Raw genomic sequence first — 19,649 nt, 5'->3', positions numbered from 1 at the left:
TACCTCGACAAGTCAGCACAGAAGGAGATCACGATGTCCAGTAAGCAATCCATCTTCGGTCGCATCGCCCAGCTCGCGAAGGCGAACATCAATTCCCTGATCGACCAGGCCGAAGACCCGCAGCTCATGCTCGACCAGCTCGTGCGCGACTACACCGAGAACATCGCCGACGCGGAGAGCGCGATCGCGCAGACCATCGGCAATCTGCGTCTGCTCGAAGAGGATCACCGCGACGACGTCGCCGCGGCTGAGGACTGGGGCCGTAAGGCGCTCGCCGCCAGCACGAAGGCCGACGAATACCGTGCGACCGGCAACATCGTGGACGCCGACAAGTTCGACGCCCTGGCGAAGGTGGCGCTGACCCGTCAGCTGCAGTCCGAGAACGAGGCGAAGAGCGCCGAGCCGTCGATCGCGTCGCAGACCGAGTCGGTCGACAAGCTGAAGTCGGGCTTGGCCTCGATGAAGGACAAGCTCAACCAGCTGAAGACCAAGCGCGACAACCTGGTCGCCCGCGCCAAGACGGCCGAGGCTCAGGGCCAGGTTCAGGATGCGCTGAAGAACATCGACGTGCTCGACCCCACGAGCGACCTCGGTCGTTTCGAGGACAAGATCCGTCGCGAAGAGGCCCGCGTGCGGGGCCAGGAGGAGCTCAACGCATCCAGCCTCGACGCGCAGTTCGAGAGCCTCGACGACATCGGCGAGCTGACCGAGGTCGAGGCCCGGCTCGCAGCCCTGAAAACGAGCTCGGCCAAGGCCGTCACGAGCGGCGAATAGGCAGGCACCACTCATGTCCGCGACCTTCGTCGTCGTTCCCCAATGGCAAGGCTCTGGTTCGAGCCGGGCGATGCGGCTGATCGACGGCGCCGAGGCCATCCGCGGCGATCTGCCCTCGACGACCACCCGCGTGGTCGAGGTGCCGGCGGGAGCCGGTGAATCCCTGGAGACGGGGGTGCACCGGTTCTCGTCGCTGAGCAGGGTGGCCGATGCGGCGGCGGCCGTGCTCGGCGAGGTGGCGGAGGTGCCGGTCGTGATCGGTGGGGACTGCGGGGTGGAGTTCGCCGCCATCCGGCACGCCGTCACGCGTTCCACCGGTCCGGTCGCCGTCGTCTGGTTCGACGCGCACGCCGATCTGAACACACCCGAATCCTCGCCATCCGGAGCCTTCCACGGCATGGTGCTGCGCACGCTGCTCGGCGGCGGACCGGAGCAACTGACGGCGGAGCCGATCCTCGACCCCGGACTGGTGGTGCTGGCGGGCACCCGCGCTCTCGACGACGCCGAGGCCGACTACGCCGAGGAGGCCGGCATCGCGCTGCTCTCCCCCGACCGATTCGACACCGCGGATGCCGTCATCGCGGCTCTCCGCGACACCGGCGCCACCGAGGTGTACCTGCACGTCGACCTCGACGTGCTCGACCCGAGCGAGATCGACGGGGTCGCCTTCCCCGAGCCCTTCGGGGTGACCACCGCCCAATTGACCGCGGCGATCCGCGCCATCCGCGAGGAGTTCACTCTCGTGGGCGCGGGCATCACCGAGTTCGCCCCCTCGGCGCCCGAGGCTGCTGTGGAGGATCTGCCGACCATCCTCCGCATCGTCTCCGCGCTCGTACGATGATTCTGCGCCTGAAAACGTGTCGGCACACGGAGGAGTGACACCATGACCACGGAATACGACCTCATCGTCATCGGAGCCGGGGCGATCGGCGAGAACGTCGCCGATCGCGCCGTGCAGGGCGGCTTGACCGCGCTGCTCGTCGAAGCCGAACTCGTCGGCGGCGAGTGCTCCTACTGGGCCTGCATGCCCTCGAAGGCGCTGTTGCGCCCCGGCGAGGCGAAACGCGCCGCGCAGCACGTCGATGGCGCGAAGCAGGCCGTGACGGGCGATCTCGACGTCGAGGCCGTGCTGAAGCGCCGCGACTACTTCACCAGCAACTGGAACGACGACGGCCAGGTCGCCTGGGTCAAGGGAGCGGGCATCGAACTCCTCCGCGGCCACGCCACCTTCACCGGTGTCAAAGAGCTGGAGGTGGTGGGGCCGGATGGCGAGGTGACGCAACTCCGCGCCCGCAAGGCCATCACGGTCTCCACCGGGTCGACCTCTCTGCTGCCCGACATCCCGGGTCTCGCCGACGCCGACCCCTGGACCAGCCGCGAGGCCACCAGCGCCCATTCGGTGCCCAAGCGTCTCGTCATCGTCGGCGGCGGCGTGGTGGCGGCCGAGATGGCGACCGCCTACGCGTCCTTCGGCACGACCGTCACCGTGCTCGCGCGCAGCAAGCTCCTCGAGAAGGAGGAGGACTTCGCGGGCGAGGCCGTCACCCGCTCGTTGCGCGAGATGGGTGTCGACGTGCGGATCGGCGAGTCCGCGACCGCCGTCGAGCGCGGCGCCGACGGCGTCGTGCGTTCGACTCTCGCCGATGGCACCGTGATCGAATCCGACGAGTTGCTCGTGGCCGCGGGTCGCCTGCCACGCACCGGCGATCTCGGCCTCGAGAACATCGGGCTCACCCCGCACCAGTGGCTGGAGACCGACGACACCCTCCTCGTGCTCGGCGACGACGGCAAACCCCTCGAGGGCGAGTGGCTCTACGCGACAGGCGACGTCAATCATCGCGTGTTGCTGACCCACCAGGGCAAGTACCAGGCGCGCGCCTGCGGCGACGTCATCGCCGCGCGCGCCACCGGACGGCCCGTGCACGACGCCCCCTGGGGGCGGCACGTGGCGACGGCCGACCACCAGTCGGTGCCGCAGGTGACCTTCACCGACCCGCCCGTCGCATCCGTCGGGCTCACCTCGTTCGCAGCCGAGAAGGCGGGCTACCGCACCAAGGTGGTGGATTACGAGATCGGCTACGTCGCCGGCGCCAGCGTGCACAGCGACGGGTACACGGGGCACGCGCGGATGGTCGTCGACGAAGACCGCAAAGTCGTGCTCGGGGTCACCTTCGTGGGGCCCGACGTGCAGGAGTTGCTGACCAGCGCCACCGTGGCCATCGTGGGTGAGGTGCCGCTCGACCGGCTGTGGCACGCCGTTCCCGCCTACCCCACCATCAGTGAGGTGTGGTTGCGCCTGCTCGAGACCTACGGACGGGACGACAGCGCTTGATGGAGCGGCTCCGTCGCATCCTCTACGCTCCCCCTGTCGCCCGTGCCGGCTACCTCTACGCCACCGTTGTCGGGTTGGCGCTCGGTGTGCTGTTCAGCACCGGGCGCATCCGGCGGGTCGACGGCCTGTTCGTCTGTGTCGGGATGCCACGCTGGGCGTTCCGGCGCGGCGGAACGTGTGTGGGCGGGGTCTACCTCACCGACACGAACGATGCGCCGGCCGTTCTTCGGCACGAGGCCGTTCATCGACGGCAGTGGAAGGAGTACGGGTTGGTGTTCCCGTTGCTCTACTGGCTGGCGGGTCGCGATCCGCTGAGCAACCATTTCGAGATCGAAGCCGGGCTCGAAGACGGCAACTACCTGCCGCGAAAGCGCTGAAGCGGGTCGTTCCGAGATCGGATCAGACGGTGGCGAAGTCGTTCGGCACGTCGCGGCCGACCCAGACGCACACGGCATCGCCGTCGATCTCGGCGTCGCCGGTCGACATCTCGCCCACCCAGGCCCGCACGGCGCGGCCGACGGCCTGTCCGGGGGCGCACGCGAGGCCGGAGCCCATGTCGCCCGAACGCGCGTCGCGGGGCAGCCAGGTGACGGTCACGCACTCGGGCGTGGCGATCGGATCGACGTGCTCTGCCGAAGGCACCTCGATGAACACCTGACCGCGAGCCTTCTCGGTGAGCGTCGCGACGATGGCGCGGATCTCGTCCAGGCTCGCTTCGGTACCGGCGATGAGCACACGGCCGGCTGCACGGGAGACGATGGTGGCGTCGGAGGCGATGATGTACATGTTGCACTAAGTATAGGCATGCCTAAGTAAGGATTGCCTGACTCTTTTCTGAAGACACGGTCCTCTGGCGACACCCGTCCAATGCTCGTCCTGTGTCAAGTACCTGGCACATATAGTTGTCCCATGACTGCAGAGAGCGTGCGCGAGGTGTGGGCCGTCGGGGCAGACGAGGCGAGCCATCGCGACTTCCCCGGACACGTGGCCGCGATCGCCCACGGCCGCTTCGTGCTGCGGCAGGTGCTGAAGATCCTCGACGACTGCGCCGTGCGCGGCGGATTGCAGCCACTCAGCCATCAAGCGCTGCTGCAGACCTTCGGCGCCGCAGAGCCGATCTCGGTCTCCGGACTCGCCGAGCGCCTGTCGGTGCCGCCGGCCTTGGTGTCGCGCACCGTGCGTGGACTCGAGGAGGACGGGCTGGTGCAGCGTTCCCGAATCAGCGACGACAAGCGCGTCGTCGTGGTCAGCACGACGCCCCTGGGAGTCGAGAAGCTGCGGGAGATCGACCAGCACGTGCACGAGGAGATCCGGCGTCTGTCCGACAGCCTGGACGACGCGGGACGCATCGGGGCGCTGGCCACCTTCGCCTCCTACGTCGGGCTCGACGCCGACCCTCGGATCACCCCCCTCTTCACCGGGATCGACGTCGTCACGCACTCCTGAACTCAGCGCCTCTCGGCGCGTCCCGGTCGCGGATCAGTCGGCCGCTGGCCGGTAGCGCAGCGTCCAGCGCTCGATCGCGGCGATGACCGCGTCCACCACCAGGGCGATCACCCCGATCACGACGATCAGACCGAACACCTGAGCGGTCGCATAGTTCTGCTGGGCCACGCCGAGCATCCGGCCGAGGCCCGACACCTGGGTGCTGATCTCGACGACCAGAACCAGGATGAGCGTCAGCGGTGAGGCGAGGCGTAGCCCGAGCAGGGCGCTCGGCATGACGGAGGGCAGCGTGATCTTGACGAAGGCCGCCCGCCGCGACAGGCGCAAAGACCGGCGCACGTCGTTCAGGATCGGGTCGATCGAAGCCGCGGCCATGCGTGCTTGCAGCAGGATCGGCCAGATCGCTCCGAACACGACGACGTAGACCTTCATCTCCTGCGTGTATCCGGCGAACAGCACGATGACCGGCACGACCGCCACCGCCGGCAGGTAGCGCAGGTAGTCGAGCAGCGGTCCGAAGGCCCGGTCGGCCAGACGACTGCGTCCGATGGCGATGCCGATGGCGGTTCCGAGCACGAAGGCGATGGCCAGCGACTCCGCGTAAGTGCCGAGCGTCGAGAGGATGCCGAGCAGCAGGGCATTGCCCGCGAGCAGTGGGGTGAGCGCCCCGATCCATGCGGAGGGCGGAGGGAAGAAGGGGCTGGGGGCGATGGTGCCGAAGACCTGCCAGAGCGCGAGCAGCACGGCAAGGGGCGCGAGTCCCAGCACGAGGATGCCGCCACGGCGGCCGCCGCCGCGGGAGCGTGCGGACTTGACGGTGAGGCTCATGCGTCTGCTCCTGATCTGCGGATGGCGCCGGGAACGAACGGTGCGGCGGCCTGGATGAGTGCATTGAGCCCGAGTCCGATGAAACCCGTCACGATGACGTAGGCGAACATCGCGTCTGGGCGCAGCCCCAACTGCTGCTGCACGAGCTGGTAGCCGATGCCCGCGGGGTTGCCGATCATCTCGGCCACGATCGCGAGGGCGAGTGCGCCTCCGAGCGACAGCCGCAGCGCGACCAAAACGCTCGGGGCCGCGGAGGGCAGATCGATCTTGACCACGCGGGCGGCGGTGCTGAGCCGGAGCGAATGCGCGACCTCGCGGTGCAAGGGGCTCACACCGAGAATGCCCTGCATGGTGCTGATGGCCACAGGCCAGACGGCGACCCAGGCGGCGATCACGATCTCCATCTGCAGGGTCTGCGAGAAGACGATGACGGCGAGCGAGACGAAGGCGATGGCGGGGATGGCCCGCAGTACCTGCACCGAGGTCATGGACCACACTCTGACGCCTCGCCAGACGCCCAGTGCAACACCGAGCACCAGGCCGACAGCCGATCCGATCGCCCAGCCGGCGAACACGGCGAGGAGGGTGTGGGTGACGGCATCCCAGAAGACCGCACTCACCAGCAGCTCGCCGAGAGCCGCGGCCACGTCGATCGGTGAGGGAACGCTGTCGTAGGCGAGCAGACCCGTCGACTTGGCGATCTGCCACAGCACGACGAGGGCGACGGGAGGGAGCGCGCCGAGCAGGAGGCGACGTGCTCGACCGGATCGCGCCGGCCGTTCCCGGGTGATCACGGAGCGGGTGGCCGGTGCAGAGGCGTCGCCGCGCGCCGCGGTGACGGTAGGGGCGCTCATGCGTGCAGCGCCCCGATCGCGTCGTGAATGCGGTGCCGTGCGCTGAGGTAACCCGGCAGCTCTTTCGTGCTGATCTGATCGCGCTGGGCGGGCAGGTCGACCTCGAATTCGGCCGTGATGGATGCGGGGGTGCCCGACAGCACCATCACGCGGTCACTGAGGTAGGCGGCCTCGTCGAGATCATGCGTGACGAACACGACGGTTGCCCCGGTGGACGCCCGGAGTTCGAGCAGCTGATCCTGCAGCTGCGCCTTGGTCATGGCGTCGAGAGCACCGAAGGGCTCATCCATGAGCAGAACTTCGGGCCGCGTCACGAGTGCTCGGGCGATCTGCACGCGTTGCTGCATGCCGCCGGAGAGCTGCCAGGGGTAGTCCCGCCGGCGCGAGTCGAGGCCCACCAGGTCGAGGGCCGCACGCACGCGGTCGCCGAGCTCGGCCTTGCCGACACGACCCTCGAGCCCGAGCCCGACATTCCGTTCGACGGTGCGCCACTGGAGGAGCGAAGCCGCGTAGTTCTGGAACACGAGCGCGACACCGTCGGCAGGACCGGTGAGCGGCTCACCGTCGAGCGAGACCGACGACCCGTCTCCCGGCGGCAGCAGCCCGGCGAGAATGCGCAGCAGCGTCGTCTTGCCCGTTCCGGACGGCCCGAGCAGCGTGACGAACTCGCCCCGTGCGCAGGTGAACGAGACGTTCTCCAAGACACGGAGCGGTCCGTTCCTCGTGTCATAGGTCACAGAGACGTTCTCGCACGCGAATGCGCTGGCGACGAGGGGGGTGGTGGGAGGCATGGGCGGCACCTTTCGCTGACGATGTGACCATGCTGCCTAATTACCTAATGTAGGTCAATCACTTGAGTAAGCTGTAACAAGGCTGCAACATGGTTGAAACTCAAATAGTGCATTACCGAAGTACGTTACTTGAGTCACCTTCAACCACCGACCACCCCTCCGCCCCAGCGGATGACCACTCAGGAGTAATCATGCGTCGTACAGCAACGGCCGCGGCTCTCGCCGTCGCCATCACCGCCGTGATCGGTCTCGCCGGTTGCAGCTCGAACTCCAGCGCCACTCCCGCCTCAGGGTCCGCTTCCGACGGAACGGTTCGCATCGCCGCGAACAACACGGCGAGCTCACTCCTGGTCGCCGTGGCTCAAGAGCAGGGCTACTTCGACGCTCACGACGTGAACGCCGAAGTGACGTCCCTCGCCGACATCACCGTCATCCCCACCCTGCTCGGCAAGCAGTACGACATCGGATTCAGCGTCGCCCCGATGATCATCAACGCCGCCTCCGCGGGTGTCGGCATCGTCGCCATCTCGGGTAACGACACCGAATCCGATGTGCCGTCTTTCGAGGTGGCCGGTCGCGACGGCATCACAGAAGCCAGTCAGCTCGCCGGGATGAAGATCGGCACGCCGACCCTCACCGGCAACATCAACCTCCTCACGAAGGCCTGGCTCGACTCCGAGGGGGTCGACCCGTCGACGGTGCAGTTCATCCAGGTGGCGACTCCGAACATGGTCGACCAGCTGAAGGCCGGGCAGATCGACGCCGCCGAGTTGCAGAATCCGTTCATCTCGCAAGCCGAGGGGGCGGGCATGCCCATTCTCGGTTCGGTCGACAAGGCCCTGGGCGGCGACTACGTCGGGCAGAGCTTCTGGATCACGACCAGCGACTGGGCAAAGGCGAACCCCGAACTCGCGGAGCGCTTCCGTGCGGCGCTCGACGACGCGGCCTCCTGGATCAGCGCGAACAAGGACGAGGCTTACCAGACCGTCGCCGACTTCACGAAGGTGAGCGTCGACGTCGCCAAGCAATCACCCATCAGCGGCTACGGCACCGCGATCGCGCCGGCCACCTTCAGCACCTGGCTGGATGCGATGACGAAGTACAACGGCTTCGCCGGCGCCGTCGATGTGGACTCCCTCACGGTGGCCGGCTGATGGCGAACACCGGCGAGCTCGACGTCACCACCGTCGACGGTCGCGTGGCGCGAGCACTTCTCATCGAGCCGGGCCCGCCTGCGGAGACCCCGCTCTTCCTGTCGGTGCACGGTAGCGGTGAACAGCCGGAACACCCGATGCACGCCCACGTCGCTGAAGGACTGGCCGAACGGGGCATCGCGAGTCTGCGCATCCGCACCCGCCAGTCCGGCGACGGTGTCAACACCGATTCGTTCTACGACAGCGTGCGCGACATCGAGGCGGCCTTCTGGGCGGCCATCGCCCGCGGCCACACCCGGATCGTGCTGCACGGCCACAGCCTGGGCTCCACACAGGCCGCCTACCTCGCTGCCACCCTCTGGCGTCCGGAGCTCCGCGGCGTCGTGCTGACAGGAGCGTTCTCCAACCTCCCGTGGAAGACCCGCCACCTGCTCGTCGGTGACGACGACACCTACCTCACGCTTCGCCGTGAGGCGCGCGAGGCTGTCGTCGCCGGTCATCCCGACGATGAACTGCCGACCAGGATGCCGTGGATCTTCGGCCGGGCCGTGCCCGTCACGGCGCGCCACTTCCTGAGCTACCGGGACACGCAGGTCGCGGGTGCCCGCACCGTGGAGTGGCTTCCGCGCATCCCGTATCCGCTCGCGTTGCTGCGCGACGAGCACGACCCGGTGGTGGCCCATTGGGAGTTCGACGAGCTGCGCGCCCTCGCGCGAGACGGCATCTCTCCCTCGGTGACCGCCGCCGAACTCCCGTCGGAACCCGGACCCGACTCGCACTGGTTCGAACACTCCCGCGACCGACTGGTCACCACCGTCGCCGACTGGATCGGCGCACTGCCCAACGAAGGAAAGACAGCATGATCGAACGATCCACGTCCGACGTCACCACCGCCTACCGCGTGCGTTCCTGGCACAGCCAGGTCGAGGAGATCCGTCACGCGGGCGGCGCTCCGCTCGACGGGCCACTTTTCAAGGCCGCCGTCGCCGTGGTGATCGAGAATCCGTTCGCCGGCCTCTGGCAGGAGGACCTCTCCGACCTGACCACACCGAGCGCCGCATTGGGAACCGAGCTCGGCGAGCGAGCGGCAGCACTGCTCGGCGGCCGGCCGGTCGAGAGCTACGGCAAGGGTGGCATCGCCGGCATCGCCGGCGAGCAGGAGCACGTCGTGGCCTGCATCACGACCGTGTTCGGCGACGCCTTCCGCGATGCCGTCGGTGGCGGAGCCGCGTGGATCTCCTCGGTCACGAAGGTCGGCTCCGCCGGTGTCGCCCTCGACATCCCGCTGGCCTACAAAGACGCTCTGTACGTGCGGAGCCACTACGACGCCGTGACCCTATCGCTCCCGGATGCGCCGAAGCCCGGCGAGCTGGTCATCGCGGTCGCCGTCGCCACCGGGGGACGCCCGCACGCCCGGACCGGCGGACTGACCGTGGCCGAGGCCATCGGCGACGGTGTGCGGTGAGCCTCGCGGTCATCAACATCGGAGGGTCGCACGACGGGTCGCTCGACGGCGCTGAGCTCGCCGGCGATGCCGTCGTCTGCGAAGGCGACCGCATCGCCTGGATCGGTGACAGCGCCGATGTGGTGCCGGCCGACCATGCGACGATCGTCGACGCTGCCGGCGCGACGCTGATCCCGGGTCTGATCGACAGCCACGTGCATTCGACCTTCGGCGACTACACCCCCCGGCAGCAGACGGTCGGATTCCTCGAAAGTTATGTGCACGGGGGAACCACGACCTCGATCTCGGCGAGCGAAGTGCACGTGCCGGGTCGCCCGCGCGATGTCGCGGGGGTCAAGGCGCTGGCCGTGGCCGCCCAGCGGAGCTTCCTCGACTACCACCCCGGCGGCATGACCGTGCACGCCGGCGCCGTGATCCTCGAGCCGGGTCTGACCCGCGCCGACTTCGCGGAGCTGCGCTCGCTGGGCGTGCGTCTGGCGAAGGGCGGCTTCGGTGCCTTCGCCGACGCGCGGGAGTACATCCCGATGGTGCATGACGCCCGAGCCGAGGGCATCGTCGTGATGTGCCACTCGGGCGGCGGGTCGATTCCCGGCAGCAAGGCGAAGATCGATGCGGACCTGCTCATCGAGATGGAGCCGGATGTCGCCGGCCATGTCAATGGCGGACCGACCTCGTTGACCGTGGAGGAGAATCGGCGCATCGTGCAGGAGGGGCGTGGCATCGCGCTGCAGCTCGTGCAGGCCGGCAACCTGCGGTCGGCGATCGACGTCGCCGAGCGCGCACTCGAGATCGACGACTTCCGTCGCATCCTCATCGCCACCGACACGCCCACCGGCACCGGTGTGCTGCCGCTCGGCATGCTCCGCAGCATGGCCGAACTCGCCTCGCTCGGCCCGCTGAGCGCGGCGCAGACGGTCTCCGCATCGACCGGCAACGTGGCGGATGTCTACGGGTTGGATGCCGGTCGCCTGCGAGTCGGCGCGCCAGCCGACCTCGTCGTGCTCGATGCGCCCGTCGGCTGCAGCGTCGACACCGCGTTCGGAGCCCTGGAGCGGGGCGACATCCCCGCCGTGGCCGTCGTCATCACCATGGGCGAGGTGCGCGTCACCCGAAGCCGCAACACGCCGCCTCCGATCAAGGGAGTGACATGCACGACCCACTGACCCCCGCCATCCTCTTCTCGCAGATGGAACCGCCCGCCGGCCGGTCGAGCGATTTCCACGAGTGGTACGAGACCGACCACATCCCCGCCCGCATGGCTCTTCCGGGCTTCTCTGGAGCACGCCGCTACCGCGCGCTGCAAGGGTCGCCCGACTACCTCGCCATCTACGAGCTCGACACGCTCGACGCACTGACGACCGACGGTTACCGAGCGCTGAAGACCACCCCGTCGGCCGTGACCGAGGAAATGCTGTCGATCGTGAACGGCTTCACCCGGTACACCCTTCGCCAGATCGAGGATGCCGGCTCCCGCGAGACGGGCGACTACCTCTCCGCCGTGGCCTTCGCCGTGCCCGACGAGCACGTGGCCGAATTCGACGAATGGTACGGCGGCGAACACGTGCCGATGTTGCTCGAAGCCGACGACTGGCTGCGCGTGCGCCGCTACCGCGTCGTGAGTGGCGAGGGCGGTCCGTGGACGCACTTCGCCCTGCACGAACTCCGTACTCTTGACGTCATGGAGTCACCGGAGCGGGCACGAGCGCGCAGCGGGCCCCTCCGCGAGCGGCTCGCCGACCAGCCCTGGTTCGGGCGATCCGGACGCTGGCTGTACGAGCGCATCAGCACTCATGCCTCTCCCTCTCGCCTGGCGTCGAGCATTCCGGGGGTGACGGATGTCGCGTGAGCATCTCGCGGTCGTCGGAGCAGGCCCGGTCGGAGCCGTTCTCGCGCTCGCCGCCGCCCAGCGCGGATTCCGCGTCACCCTGATCGAAGCCGACCAGGCCGTGGACGAGAATCCGCGGGCTGCGACCATCCACCCGTCGACGCTCGAGATGCTCGACGTGGTCGGATTGGCCGACGAGGTCGTGCGACTCGGGCTGGTCGCCCGGTACTTCGACCACTGGGACCGCCCGACCCGCGCACTTACCGCGCGCTTGGATCACCAGCTCCTCGCCGACGTCACGCGCTTCCCGTTCGTGGTGCAACTCGAGCAGCACAAGCTCGTGGAACGGGCGCTGGAACGGCTCGCGGAGTTCGGCGATGCCGACGTGCGCCGCGGAACCCGGGCGCTCGACCTGCGCCAGGACGCCGCCGGCGTGACCCTCCTCGTCGAGGAGGCCGGCGTGGAGACCGAGCTCCAGGCCGATGTCGTGATCGGCACCGACGGGGCTCGCAGCACTGTTCGCAAAGCACTCGGGATCGAGTTCGAGGGATACACCTGGCCGGAGAGATTTCTCGTGCTCACCACGGCGTTCGACTTCGAAGCGGAATTCGGTTGCAGCTACCGCAACTACTTCTCCGACCCCGAAGAGTGGGTCAACCTCTTCAAGGTGCCCGGCGAGGAGCCGGGCGGGCGCTGGCGCGCCGTCTTCCCGGCGCCCACGGGTCAGGAAGACGACGAAGCCCTCTCCGACGACGCGGTTCGCGAACGGCTCGCCCGTCTCTCGCTCCACGGCAACCCGGCCGATCAGCTGCTGCATCGCAAGTCCTACCGCGTGCACCAGCGTGTCGCCGCCTCCTTCCGCGACCGGCGCGTCTTCTTGGCGGGTGACGCGGCCCATGCCAACAACCCGATCGGCGGCCTCGGGCTCAATTGCGGCATCCATGACGCCACGGAATTCGTGCGAGCGCTGGCCGACGTGAGCGCCGGCGCGTCACCCGGGTTGCTGGACGCCTACGCCGAGCGCCGCAAGACCCTGAACGTCGAGTTCGTGCAGCAGCAGACCATCGCGAACAAGAAGCGGCTGGAGGAGAGCGATCCGGTCAAGCGCGCTTCGGCCCAGGAGGCGATGGCGGCACTCGCGGCCGATCCGGAGCGCGCGCGAGCCTTCCTCCTGCGAACATCGCTGCTGGAGAGCGTCGACAAGTCCCGCGCCCTCGTGTGAGGCATCCCGCCCTCACCACTGGGGAGGGTGGGTGCGATCCCAGCGCAGGCGGCGTTCGAGCTGACGGGCCAGCGCCAGCAGCGTCGGTTCGCCCCCGGGGCGGCCGATGAGCTGGGCGCCCATCGGCAGGCCGTCGATCGTGCGATGCACCGGGAGGGTGATCGCGGGCAGCCCGGCGACGTTCACGAACGAGGTGAACGGGGTGTACTGCACCTGCTGGGCGAAGTTGCGGTCGCCGTCTTCCTGGTCGTACCAGCCGAGAGGGCGCGGTGTCATCGCGAGCGTGGGCATCAGCACGGCGTCGTAGCTGTCGAACTGCCGGATGATCGACCGCTCGTAGCCCGAGAGTGTCGCCAGTGCGCGGGCGAGATCCGAAGCGGGAATGGAGCGCCCCCGATGCACCAGCCATCGGGTGAGCGGTTCGAGCAGTTCTTCGGCGGCCTCGTCGACCGGTATCTGCGACGCCCCCACCTGCCAGATGACCCGGAACGCCTCCGCGTACTCCGGCGCCGGCTCCACCTGGAACTCCTCCATGCCGTGCCCCAGTTCGACCAGCGCGTCTCGGGCCGTGTCGAGCGCATCACGGGCCTCCGGCGCGATCGTGATGTCGTACTCGGTGTCCCACGGCGAGCCCGTCGTTAAGCCGATCTGGAACCGCCCCTCCCCACGCACCGCCGCCGCGAGGTACGGACCGCCGTCACTCGGTGCACGCAGCGTGTGGTGGTGCAGGATGCGGTCGCCTCGGCGAGCGATCATGCCATCCAGCAGCAACGCGGCATCCCCCACCGTGCGTGCGAGCGGCCCCGCCACCGGCAGCCCGGCCAGCGAGTCCTGCCCCGATCCGGCCGGCACCAGGCCGCGCGAGGGCTTCAACCCCACCAGCCCGCACGCTGCGGCGGGAATGCGGATCGACCCGCCGCCGTCTGAACCCGGCGCGAACGGCAGCATCCCGGCCGCCACGGCCACCGCCGCTCCCCCGCTCGAGCCGCCGGCACCGAGCCGCAGGTCGTAGGGATCGCGTGCGGGCGGCGCCACGAGGTTCTCGGTGTAGCTCGGCAGGCCGAACTCCGGCGTCGCCGTCTTGCCCAGGCTGATCGCGCCGGCGCGGTCGAGCAGCAAGGGCAGCTCGTCGGACTCGTCGGGCACGAACTCGGCGAACAGCCGCGACCCGAAGGTGGTGCGCACGCCGGCGCGACGCACCAGGTCTTTGTCGGCGTACGCCAGCCCCCAGAGCGGCGCGGTGCGGGGAACGGATGTCTCCACCTCGGTCGCCCGGGCCCGTGCCCGTTCCGCGGTCACCGTATGGAACGCGCCGAGCTCCGGATTCAGCCGCTCGATGCGCTCGAGGTAGTGGTCGACGACCTCTACGACCCCGAGTTCGCCCTTCTGCAGGAGCCGGTACTGTTCGAGCGCGGTGAGGCGATGGATCTCCGTCATGGAACGAGAGGATACATGTAACGTCTCCTCGGGGGCGTCCGAGCGAGCGACCATCCGGAGGAGCAATCGTGGGTTATCTGTACCTGTCCGTGGCGATCGTGGCCGAAGTCATCGCCACCACCTTCCTCAAAGTGGCCTCGGGCGAAGGATCGAAGTGGTGGGCCTATCTCATCGTGGCCGCGGGCTATCTGCTGGCCTTCACCATGCTGAGCCTCACGCTGGGTGCCGGCGTTCCGCTCGGCATCGCCTACGCGGTGTGGGCGGGAGCGGGAGTCGTGCTGGTGGCTGTGGTGAGCTGGCTCGCCTTCGGCGAACTGCTCACCTGGCAGCAGCTCGTCGGCATCGCCTTGGTGGTGGGTGGCGTGCTGCTGCTCGAACTCGGCGGCAACCACGGCGCGCCGGCCACCGGCAAACTCGGCTGACTGCTTGAGGCCCTCTTCTCCAGAGCTGGATCGGGCGTACATCGCTAGATTGGGCGCATGGAACCGTTGCAGCGCGTCACCGCCCCGACGCTCGACATCCTGGAGGCTCTCCTCGGCGAGACCGAGCCACTCTGGGGACTCCTGCTCGTCAAGCGCACCGCGCGGCCTTCCGGAACGGTCTACCCCATCCTCGAGCGCCTCGAACGCCAAGGCTGGATCGTCGGATCGTGGGAGACCGAGATCGATCGGAGCGGTCCTCGCCGGCGTCTCTACGAGTTCACGGCCGAAGGCAGGGCGGCCGCGCAGGAGCTCCAGGCGACGGCGGCTGAACGCCGCGCAGTGGCCGCGGCACGCCCGTCGCGAAGCGTGACCGGCCAGGCGGCGGCACCGCCATCACTTGAGTGACTTCTGCAGCAGCACCGTGCCGAGCCAGTGGCCGAACTTGAAGCCCACCCGGCCGAGTCGGCCCACTTCTTTGAAGCCGAAACTCTCGTGCAGTTTGATGGACGCCTCAGCGCCCTGATCGGCGATGACGGCCAGTATTTCCTTGATGCCCGCCTCGCGCGACCGTTCGATCAGCTCCCCGAGCAGCACCCGGCCGAGACCCTTACCCGTGGCGGCCGGCCCCAGGTAGATCGAATTCTCCACGGTGCGGCGGTAGGCGGCTTTCTGCTTCCAGGCTGAGACGTAGGCGAAGCCGAGCAGCGTACCGCTCGGCGACAGCGCCACCAGGAACGGGTATTTCTGCTTCTGCGTCCACGCGAACTTGTGCCGCCACTCCTTGAGCGTCATGGCGTCTTCGTCGAAGGTCACCACGGTGTTGGCCACGTAGTGGTTGTAGATCTCGCGGATGTAGGGCAGATCGGTCTCGGTCGCATCCCGGATCGTGAACTCGAAGGGCACCTCGAGCGGGGGGTGCTCCGCGGGTGCCGGGCGCAGCTCCCGGGGCAGTTTGCGACGGGGCTGATACTCCTCTTCCAACATGGATTCAGCCTACCGAGCAGGAGGTCATGCCACTGTCCAGTCGACCGTCGGCGCACCCTGAGCCACGAGCAGCTCGTTGGCTCGGCTGAACGGCTTCGAGCCGAAGAATCCGCGGCTCGCCGAGAGCGGGCTCGGGTGCGGTGAGGTGACAGAGGGCACGCTGCCGAGCATCGGCACCAGCCCCGCGGCATCCTTTCCCCAGAGCACGGCGACGAGTGGGGAGACGCGTTCGACGAGCACCCGGATGGCGTGTTCGGTGACCTTCTCCCAGCCCTTGCCACGGTGCGAGGCGGGGGCACCGGGCTGCACGGTGAGCACCCGGTTCAGCAGCATCACCCCGTTGGCGCCCCACGACGACAGGTCGCCGTGCTCGGCGGGCGGGATGCCGAGGTCGTCGTTCAGCTCGCGGTAGATGTTCGTGAGGCTGCGCGGGAGCGGGCGCACGTGCCGCTCCACCGCGAAGGACAGGCCGATCGGATGCCCCGGTGTCGGATACGGGTCTTGCCCCACGATCAGCACGCGCACATCCTGCAGCGGCGCGGCGAAGGCACGGAGCACGTTCTCCCCGGCCGGCAGGTAGCCGCGCCCGGCGGCACTCTCGGCCCGGAGGAACTCGCCGAGCTCGGCGATGGTGCCGGCCACCGGCTCGAGCGCGGTTGCCCAGCCGGGATCGATCAGGCCGTTCTCGGCCAGTTCGGAGAGCGAGAGCGCCGTCATCCTCAGCTCGCGTCGGCGCCCACGGTCGATACGCGCACGCTGCCCGTGTCGGGAGTGACCTTCCACACGCTGCCTCGTCCGGCGACGCGGAGCGGGCCTTCTCCCACGATCAGCGCCGTGTGCTCGTCGATCGCCACTCCGCCGTCGACCGCACCGGCCTCGACGGCAGCGATCAGTCGCGAGACCGAACCCCACTGCACCGCATGCACGTCGACGGCCAGGTCGATCAACCCGATGCCCTGCTCGACGGTGAGCTGCTCGAGGTCTTCCGACGCGTCTTCGGTGCCGATCTCGACCGAATCGATCTTCCAGCCGCCCACGATCGCGTGTTCTGCTGCGATCGCTGCACCGGCCGAGAATCCGAGATAGGGAACTCCGGATGCGACGAGTCGCCTGATCTCGCCGAACGACGGCTCCAGAGACTGCCGGTAGGCCGGAGTGAGCCCACCCCAGACGACGATGCCGTCGGCCTCGGCGAACACCGAAGGTTCGATCGGGCGCCCCTCGGCCGAAATGACCGCCACCGGCTCGATCTTGGCGAGCTGCTGGTAGGCGGTGACGAGTTCGGCATACTTCTGCGGGCCGTCGCCATCGCGCACCAGCACGAGCACCACCCGCGCGCCGTCGAGCTTGCCGGCGGCTTCGGCGTGCGCCGTCACCTCCTCGAAGAAGGGGCGGTAGACGGCTCCGTCGTCGACCAGCGGCCAGCCGCCGCCGACCAGATGGATGCTCACGCTTCGGTCTGCAGATCGTTGCTCACCGGCGGATGTGCCGACCACGGGAAGACGATCCACCGATCGGTCACCTTCCAATGGAAGTCGGGCGCGATCACCGAGCGGGGCTTCAGGAAGAGCGTGGCCGACTTCACGGTGATGTCGACCTTCTCGAGCAACTCCACCACGAGAGCCAACGTGCGACCGGAGTCGGCGACGTCATCGACCAGCAGGACGTTCTTGCCGATCAGCGGCTCGTTGTCGAGCAGCGGGGGCAGGATGATCGGCTCGGGCAGGGTCTCCTCGACGTCGGAGTAGAACTCCACGTTCAGGCTTCCGCAGGTCTTCACGCCCAGCGCATAGGCGAGTGCACCGCCCGGGATGAGGCCGCCGCGCGCGATCGCGATCACGAAATCGGGTTCGAAGCCCGACTCCACGATGTCGCGCGCCAGTGCCCGCGAGGCGTCGCCGAACTCGAGCCAGCCGAGTACCTCCCGCTCCGGCGCCGCCGGCGCGTCTTCTACAGTCTCAAGGTCGTTCGCGCCGGAATTCATGCAGCCACGCTACCGGATGCCTGGCTGTCGCAACTGCGCTCTGCCTGACGCGTGCGTCTTGGAGCCGAGCCACTTGAGCCCGCGGTCTGTCTGCCCGGCAAGGTCGGTGTTGATGAGTTCGGGCTCGGGTGACCCGACGGCGTCGGCGACGCGCTTCGACCCTGTGGTTCGCTGAGCGCGGGTGCCCGGGCTTCACATCCGCTATCCGCACCGCCCACGGCCCGCCCGCCCGGCGGTACAGGTGTGGACAGCGCCGTCGTTGACGTGACGATGCCGAGGCACGGCGCATGAACTGTGCAGGGCAAGCCTTGTCACCGTGAAGCCCCGCTACGCCCGAGGCCGACGGTGCGGCGAATCCAGAGGCGGGGGAAGGTAGCGAACGGAAAATCCGGCGCAGCGGACATCGCCACATGCGATATGAATGTTCCCGCGCAGGCTGGATGACGGGAGACGACCGTGGCTTCGATCCCGATGTGCGGGCTTGGCCGCCCGCGTGGTCTACCCGTCGGCGGGGGCGCGTGGGGGTGCGGTGTGGTGGTGGCGGCCGTGGGGGCTGCGCCAGTTGAGGTGGCGTGGCCGGTCGGGGTCGGGCTTGACGGTCCAGCCGGTGTCGTGTTTGAGGTGGTGGTGGCGGGAGCAGAGGTAGGTGAGGTTCTCAGCGGTGGTGCCGCCGCCGTGGGCCCAGTCGCGGGTGTGGTCGAGTTCGCACCGGTTGGCGCGGCGCCCGCAGCCGGGGAATCGGCAGGTCTGGTCGATCGCGGCCAGTACCAGCCGCAGTTCGGGTGGGGCGCTGTAGCGGTCGCGCCCGGTCTCATCGTGTCGGCCGGCGCCGGTCGTGGGGTGGGTGGTGCCCTCGGCGTGGCGACCGGTGTCGGCGGTGGGGTGGGTTTCGGCGGTGTGGCGGCCGGTGCCGGGGGTGGGAAGGGTGGTGCCCTCGGCGTGGCGGCCGGTGCGGGCGGTGGGGCGGGTGGCGCCAGTGGTCAAGGGGGCAGCAGTGCCAGTGCGGCGGCCGACGCCGGTCGTGGGGCGGGTGGCTGCGTCGCGCGTGGGCAGGTGGTCGGCGGTGGCGCGGCCCCAGTGCCGGGTGACCACCGTCGGCTCCCCCGTCACCGGGTGGGTCAGGACCCGGAGGAACGTCGGGGCGGTCGCCGCGATCTGGCGGGCGGTGTCGGGGTCGATCGGGCCGTAACCGTGCAGCTCGCCCGGCTCATCCGACACCCCCGCGACCGTCGCCGCCGGCACCGTCACGAGCACGGCGGCGGTGATCGACGCGGGCCGGGCCGGATTGCCGGGGGTGAGCACCAGGCGGGTGAGGGCGTCGGCGCGGCGTTGCGGGTGGGTGCGCGGGTCGGTGTCGGAGCGTTCGGCGCGGGCGATCTTATCGAGCAGGTCATCGATCGCGACCGCGTCGACCGCGGGCAGGTGATGGGTGAGGGTCGCCATCCCGTCGCACTCGGGAGACAACCACACGCTCCGCTCCTCCCGCGCCTGCCTATTGCGCACGATGATGGATTCCGGGTGCGCGGTCTCCCGCATCCGGCGGGCCCGCTCGGCGAAACGGTGCGCCGGCAACACGACCGCCTCCGCGAGCAGCCGGGCCTCGAACTCGGGCCGGGCCTCCGCGGGCAGGGTGCAGGCGTGCGCGACGAGATGCCGGGTGTGTAACGCCGACACGCGGCCGTTTTCGAGGGCGGCGAGGGTGGTCGGGTAGTCGCGCACGAGCTGCTCGGCCTCATTCATCATCCGCGCCACGGTGCGCTCCGACCGCAATGTCGCCGTGGCGATCTCGACCGCCACGAGTGTGCGTTCACCGTCCCGCGCGGCCGAGAACTCCCGGCCGACCGGCGACACCAACCCGGCCCGCTCGTCAGCGATCACCGCCGCCGCGGCCAGGCCCCGGGCCCGCCGCGCATCCAACCCGGCCGTCAGGAGGTCGACCTCGCGGAGCTCGTCGATGACGGCATCGAGGCGGGCGTCGAGCTCCTCGGTGCGGGCCACGAACAAACTCTTCATGAGAATAATTCAAGCATGAGCCACTGACACTCGACCTGCCACGCCGATCTGCTGCCGCGCGCTCCGCGCTTGCCCGAAATGGAACGTGGCTGGGACGAACAGATGGATGCGTACGCGC

General features: G+C 68.9%; 23 protein-coding genes. 13 read left to right on the top strand and 10 right to left on the bottom strand.

All coding sequences use genetic code 11. The annotated features are described in order from the left end of the window. Positions 1-33: 33 nt before the first annotated feature. The 4 genes from N1027_RS14130 to N1027_RS14115 are packed head-to-tail and all read left to right on the top strand — an operon-like array spanning position 34 to position 3,483. On the top strand, positions 34-774 hold the full coding sequence (locus tag N1027_RS14130; RefSeq protein ID WP_259508775.1) for a PspA/IM30 family protein: 741 nt from the start codon (positions 34-36) through the stop codon (positions 772-774). A 13-nt stretch (positions 775-787) separates the two neighbouring features. After that, complete coding sequence (locus N1027_RS14125) at positions 788-1,615, top strand: arginase family protein (protein ID WP_259508774.1); 828 nt, start codon at positions 788-790, stop codon at positions 1,613-1,615. Positions 1,616-1,657: 42 nt separating this feature from the next. Further along, complete coding sequence (locus N1027_RS14120; RefSeq protein WP_259508773.1) at positions 1,658-3,106, top strand: dihydrolipoyl dehydrogenase family protein; 1,449 nt, start codon at positions 1,658-1,660, stop codon at positions 3,104-3,106. Beyond that, positions 3,106-3,483 carry a Fe-S oxidoreductase gene (locus N1027_RS14115; RefSeq protein WP_259508772.1) on the top strand — a complete coding sequence of 126 codons (378 nt, stop codon included), beginning with the start codon at positions 3,106-3,108 and terminating at the stop codon, positions 3,481-3,483. Before N1027_RS14120 ends, N1027_RS14115 begins: the two co-directional genes overlap by 1 nt. Positions 3,484-3,505: 22 nt before the next feature. Here the strand turns inward: N1027_RS14115 and N1027_RS14110 are convergent, their stop codons facing one another. Beyond that, positions 3,506-3,892, bottom strand: a complete 387-nt coding sequence (locus tag N1027_RS14110) for an SIP domain-containing protein (RefSeq protein ID WP_259508771.1) — start codon at positions 3,890-3,892, stop codon at positions 3,506-3,508. Positions 3,893-4,015: 123 nt separating this feature from the next. Between N1027_RS14110 and N1027_RS14105 the strand changes: the two genes are divergently transcribed. Continuing rightward, positions 4,016-4,552: a MarR family transcriptional regulator gene (locus N1027_RS14105; RefSeq protein WP_259508770.1), complete on the top strand. Its 537-nt coding sequence runs from the start codon at positions 4,016-4,018 to the stop codon at positions 4,550-4,552. A 33-nt stretch (positions 4,553-4,585) separates the two neighbouring features. Here N1027_RS14105 and N1027_RS14100 read toward each other — a convergent pair whose 3' ends face one another. From N1027_RS14100 to N1027_RS14090, 3 genes are read right to left on the bottom strand one after another with little or no spacing between them, the layout of a single operon-like run. Further along, complete coding sequence (locus N1027_RS14100; protein WP_259508769.1) at positions 4,586-5,380, bottom strand: ABC transporter permease; 795 nt, start codon at positions 5,378-5,380, stop codon at positions 4,586-4,588. Then, on the bottom strand, positions 5,377-6,234 hold the full coding sequence (locus N1027_RS14095) for an ABC transporter permease (RefSeq protein WP_259508768.1): 858 nt from the start codon (positions 6,232-6,234) through the stop codon (positions 5,377-5,379). The genes N1027_RS14100 and N1027_RS14095 overlap by 4 nt, the downstream gene beginning before the upstream one ends. Next, positions 6,231-7,025, bottom strand: coding sequence for an ABC transporter ATP-binding protein (locus tag N1027_RS14090; RefSeq protein ID WP_259508767.1), 795 nt, complete (start codon positions 7,023-7,025; stop codon positions 6,231-6,233). Before N1027_RS14090 ends, N1027_RS14095 begins: the two co-directional genes overlap by 4 nt. A gap of 191 nt (positions 7,026-7,216) precedes the next feature. Between N1027_RS14090 and N1027_RS14085 the strand changes: the two genes are divergently transcribed. From N1027_RS14085 to N1027_RS14060, 6 genes are read left to right on the top strand one after another with little or no spacing between them, the layout of a single operon-like run. Continuing rightward, positions 7,217-8,179, top strand: coding sequence for an ABC transporter substrate-binding protein (locus tag N1027_RS14085; RefSeq protein WP_259508766.1), 963 nt, complete (start codon positions 7,217-7,219; stop codon positions 8,177-8,179). Beyond that, positions 8,179-9,042 carry an alpha/beta hydrolase gene (locus N1027_RS14080; protein WP_259508765.1) on the top strand — a complete coding sequence of 288 codons (864 nt, stop codon included), beginning with the start codon at positions 8,179-8,181 and terminating at the stop codon, positions 9,040-9,042. Before N1027_RS14085 ends, N1027_RS14080 begins: the two co-directional genes overlap by 1 nt. After that, complete coding sequence (locus N1027_RS14075) at positions 9,039-9,644, top strand: amino acid synthesis family protein (RefSeq protein ID WP_259508764.1); 606 nt, start codon at positions 9,039-9,041, stop codon at positions 9,642-9,644. Before N1027_RS14080 ends, N1027_RS14075 begins: the two co-directional genes overlap by 4 nt. Then, on the top strand, positions 9,641-10,807 hold the full coding sequence (locus N1027_RS14070) for an amidohydrolase family protein (protein WP_259508763.1): 1,167 nt from the start codon (positions 9,641-9,643) through the stop codon (positions 10,805-10,807). The genes N1027_RS14075 and N1027_RS14070 overlap by 4 nt, the downstream gene beginning before the upstream one ends. Beyond that, positions 10,792-11,490 carry a DUF4286 family protein gene (locus N1027_RS14065; RefSeq protein WP_259508762.1) on the top strand — a complete coding sequence of 233 codons (699 nt, stop codon included), beginning with the start codon at positions 10,792-10,794 and terminating at the stop codon, positions 11,488-11,490. Before N1027_RS14070 ends, N1027_RS14065 begins: the two co-directional genes overlap by 16 nt. Then, complete coding sequence (locus N1027_RS14060) at positions 11,480-12,691, top strand: FAD-dependent oxidoreductase (RefSeq protein WP_259508761.1); 1,212 nt, start codon at positions 11,480-11,482, stop codon at positions 12,689-12,691. The genes N1027_RS14065 and N1027_RS14060 overlap by 11 nt, the downstream gene beginning before the upstream one ends. 12 nt (positions 12,692-12,703) lie before the next feature. Here the strand turns inward: N1027_RS14060 and N1027_RS14055 are convergent, their stop codons facing one another. After that, a complete protein-coding gene (locus N1027_RS14055; RefSeq protein ID WP_259508760.1) occupies positions 12,704-14,128 on the bottom strand; it encodes an amidase in 1,425 nt (474 codons plus the stop codon). A 68-nt stretch (positions 14,129-14,196) separates the two neighbouring features. Here N1027_RS14055 and N1027_RS14050 point away from each other — a divergent pair, with 68 nt between their 5' ends. Next, positions 14,197-14,550 (top strand): DMT family transporter, encoded by a 354-nt coding sequence (locus N1027_RS14050; protein WP_259508759.1) that lies wholly within the window; start codon positions 14,197-14,199, stop codon positions 14,548-14,550. A 57-nt stretch (positions 14,551-14,607) separates the two neighbouring features. After that, a complete protein-coding gene (locus tag N1027_RS14045; RefSeq protein ID WP_259508758.1) occupies positions 14,608-14,955 on the top strand; it encodes a PadR family transcriptional regulator in 348 nt (115 codons plus the stop codon). Here the strand turns inward: N1027_RS14045 and N1027_RS14040 are convergent. The 5 genes from N1027_RS14040 to N1027_RS14020 all read right to left on the bottom strand — a co-directional run bounded on the left by N1027_RS14040 (position 14,944) and on the right by N1027_RS14020 (position 19,531). Then, positions 14,944-15,534 (bottom strand): GNAT family N-acetyltransferase, encoded by a 591-nt coding sequence (locus N1027_RS14040; protein WP_259508757.1) that lies wholly within the window; start codon positions 15,532-15,534, stop codon positions 14,944-14,946. The two genes, N1027_RS14045 and N1027_RS14040, sit on opposite strands and share 12 nt — an antisense overlap. 24 nt (positions 15,535-15,558) lie before the next feature. Beyond that, positions 15,559-16,251, bottom strand: coding sequence for a uracil-DNA glycosylase (locus N1027_RS14035; RefSeq protein WP_259508756.1), 693 nt, complete (start codon positions 16,249-16,251; stop codon positions 15,559-15,561). A 2-nt stretch (positions 16,252-16,253) separates the two neighbouring features. Continuing rightward, a complete protein-coding gene (locus N1027_RS14030) occupies positions 16,254-16,985 on the bottom strand; it encodes a Type 1 glutamine amidotransferase-like domain-containing protein (protein WP_259508755.1) in 732 nt (243 codons plus the stop codon). Next, positions 16,982-17,518 carry a phosphoribosyltransferase gene (locus tag N1027_RS14025; RefSeq protein WP_259508754.1) on the bottom strand — a complete coding sequence of 179 codons (537 nt, stop codon included), beginning with the start codon at positions 17,516-17,518 and terminating at the stop codon, positions 16,982-16,984. Before N1027_RS14025 ends, N1027_RS14030 begins: the two co-directional genes overlap by 4 nt. A gap of 498 nt (positions 17,519-18,016) precedes the next feature. Beyond that, a complete protein-coding gene (locus N1027_RS14020) occupies positions 18,017-19,531 on the bottom strand; it encodes an HNH endonuclease signature motif containing protein (protein ID WP_259508753.1) in 1,515 nt (504 codons plus the stop codon). Between the last annotated feature and the right edge of the window lie 118 nt (positions 19,532-19,649).

Source organism: Herbiconiux aconitum, assembly GCF_024979235.1.
GTDB classification, from domain to species: domain Bacteria; phylum Actinomycetota; class Actinomycetes; order Actinomycetales; family Microbacteriaceae; genus Herbiconiux; species Herbiconiux aconitum.
This window is presented reverse-complemented; position numbering and strand designations above follow the sequence as displayed.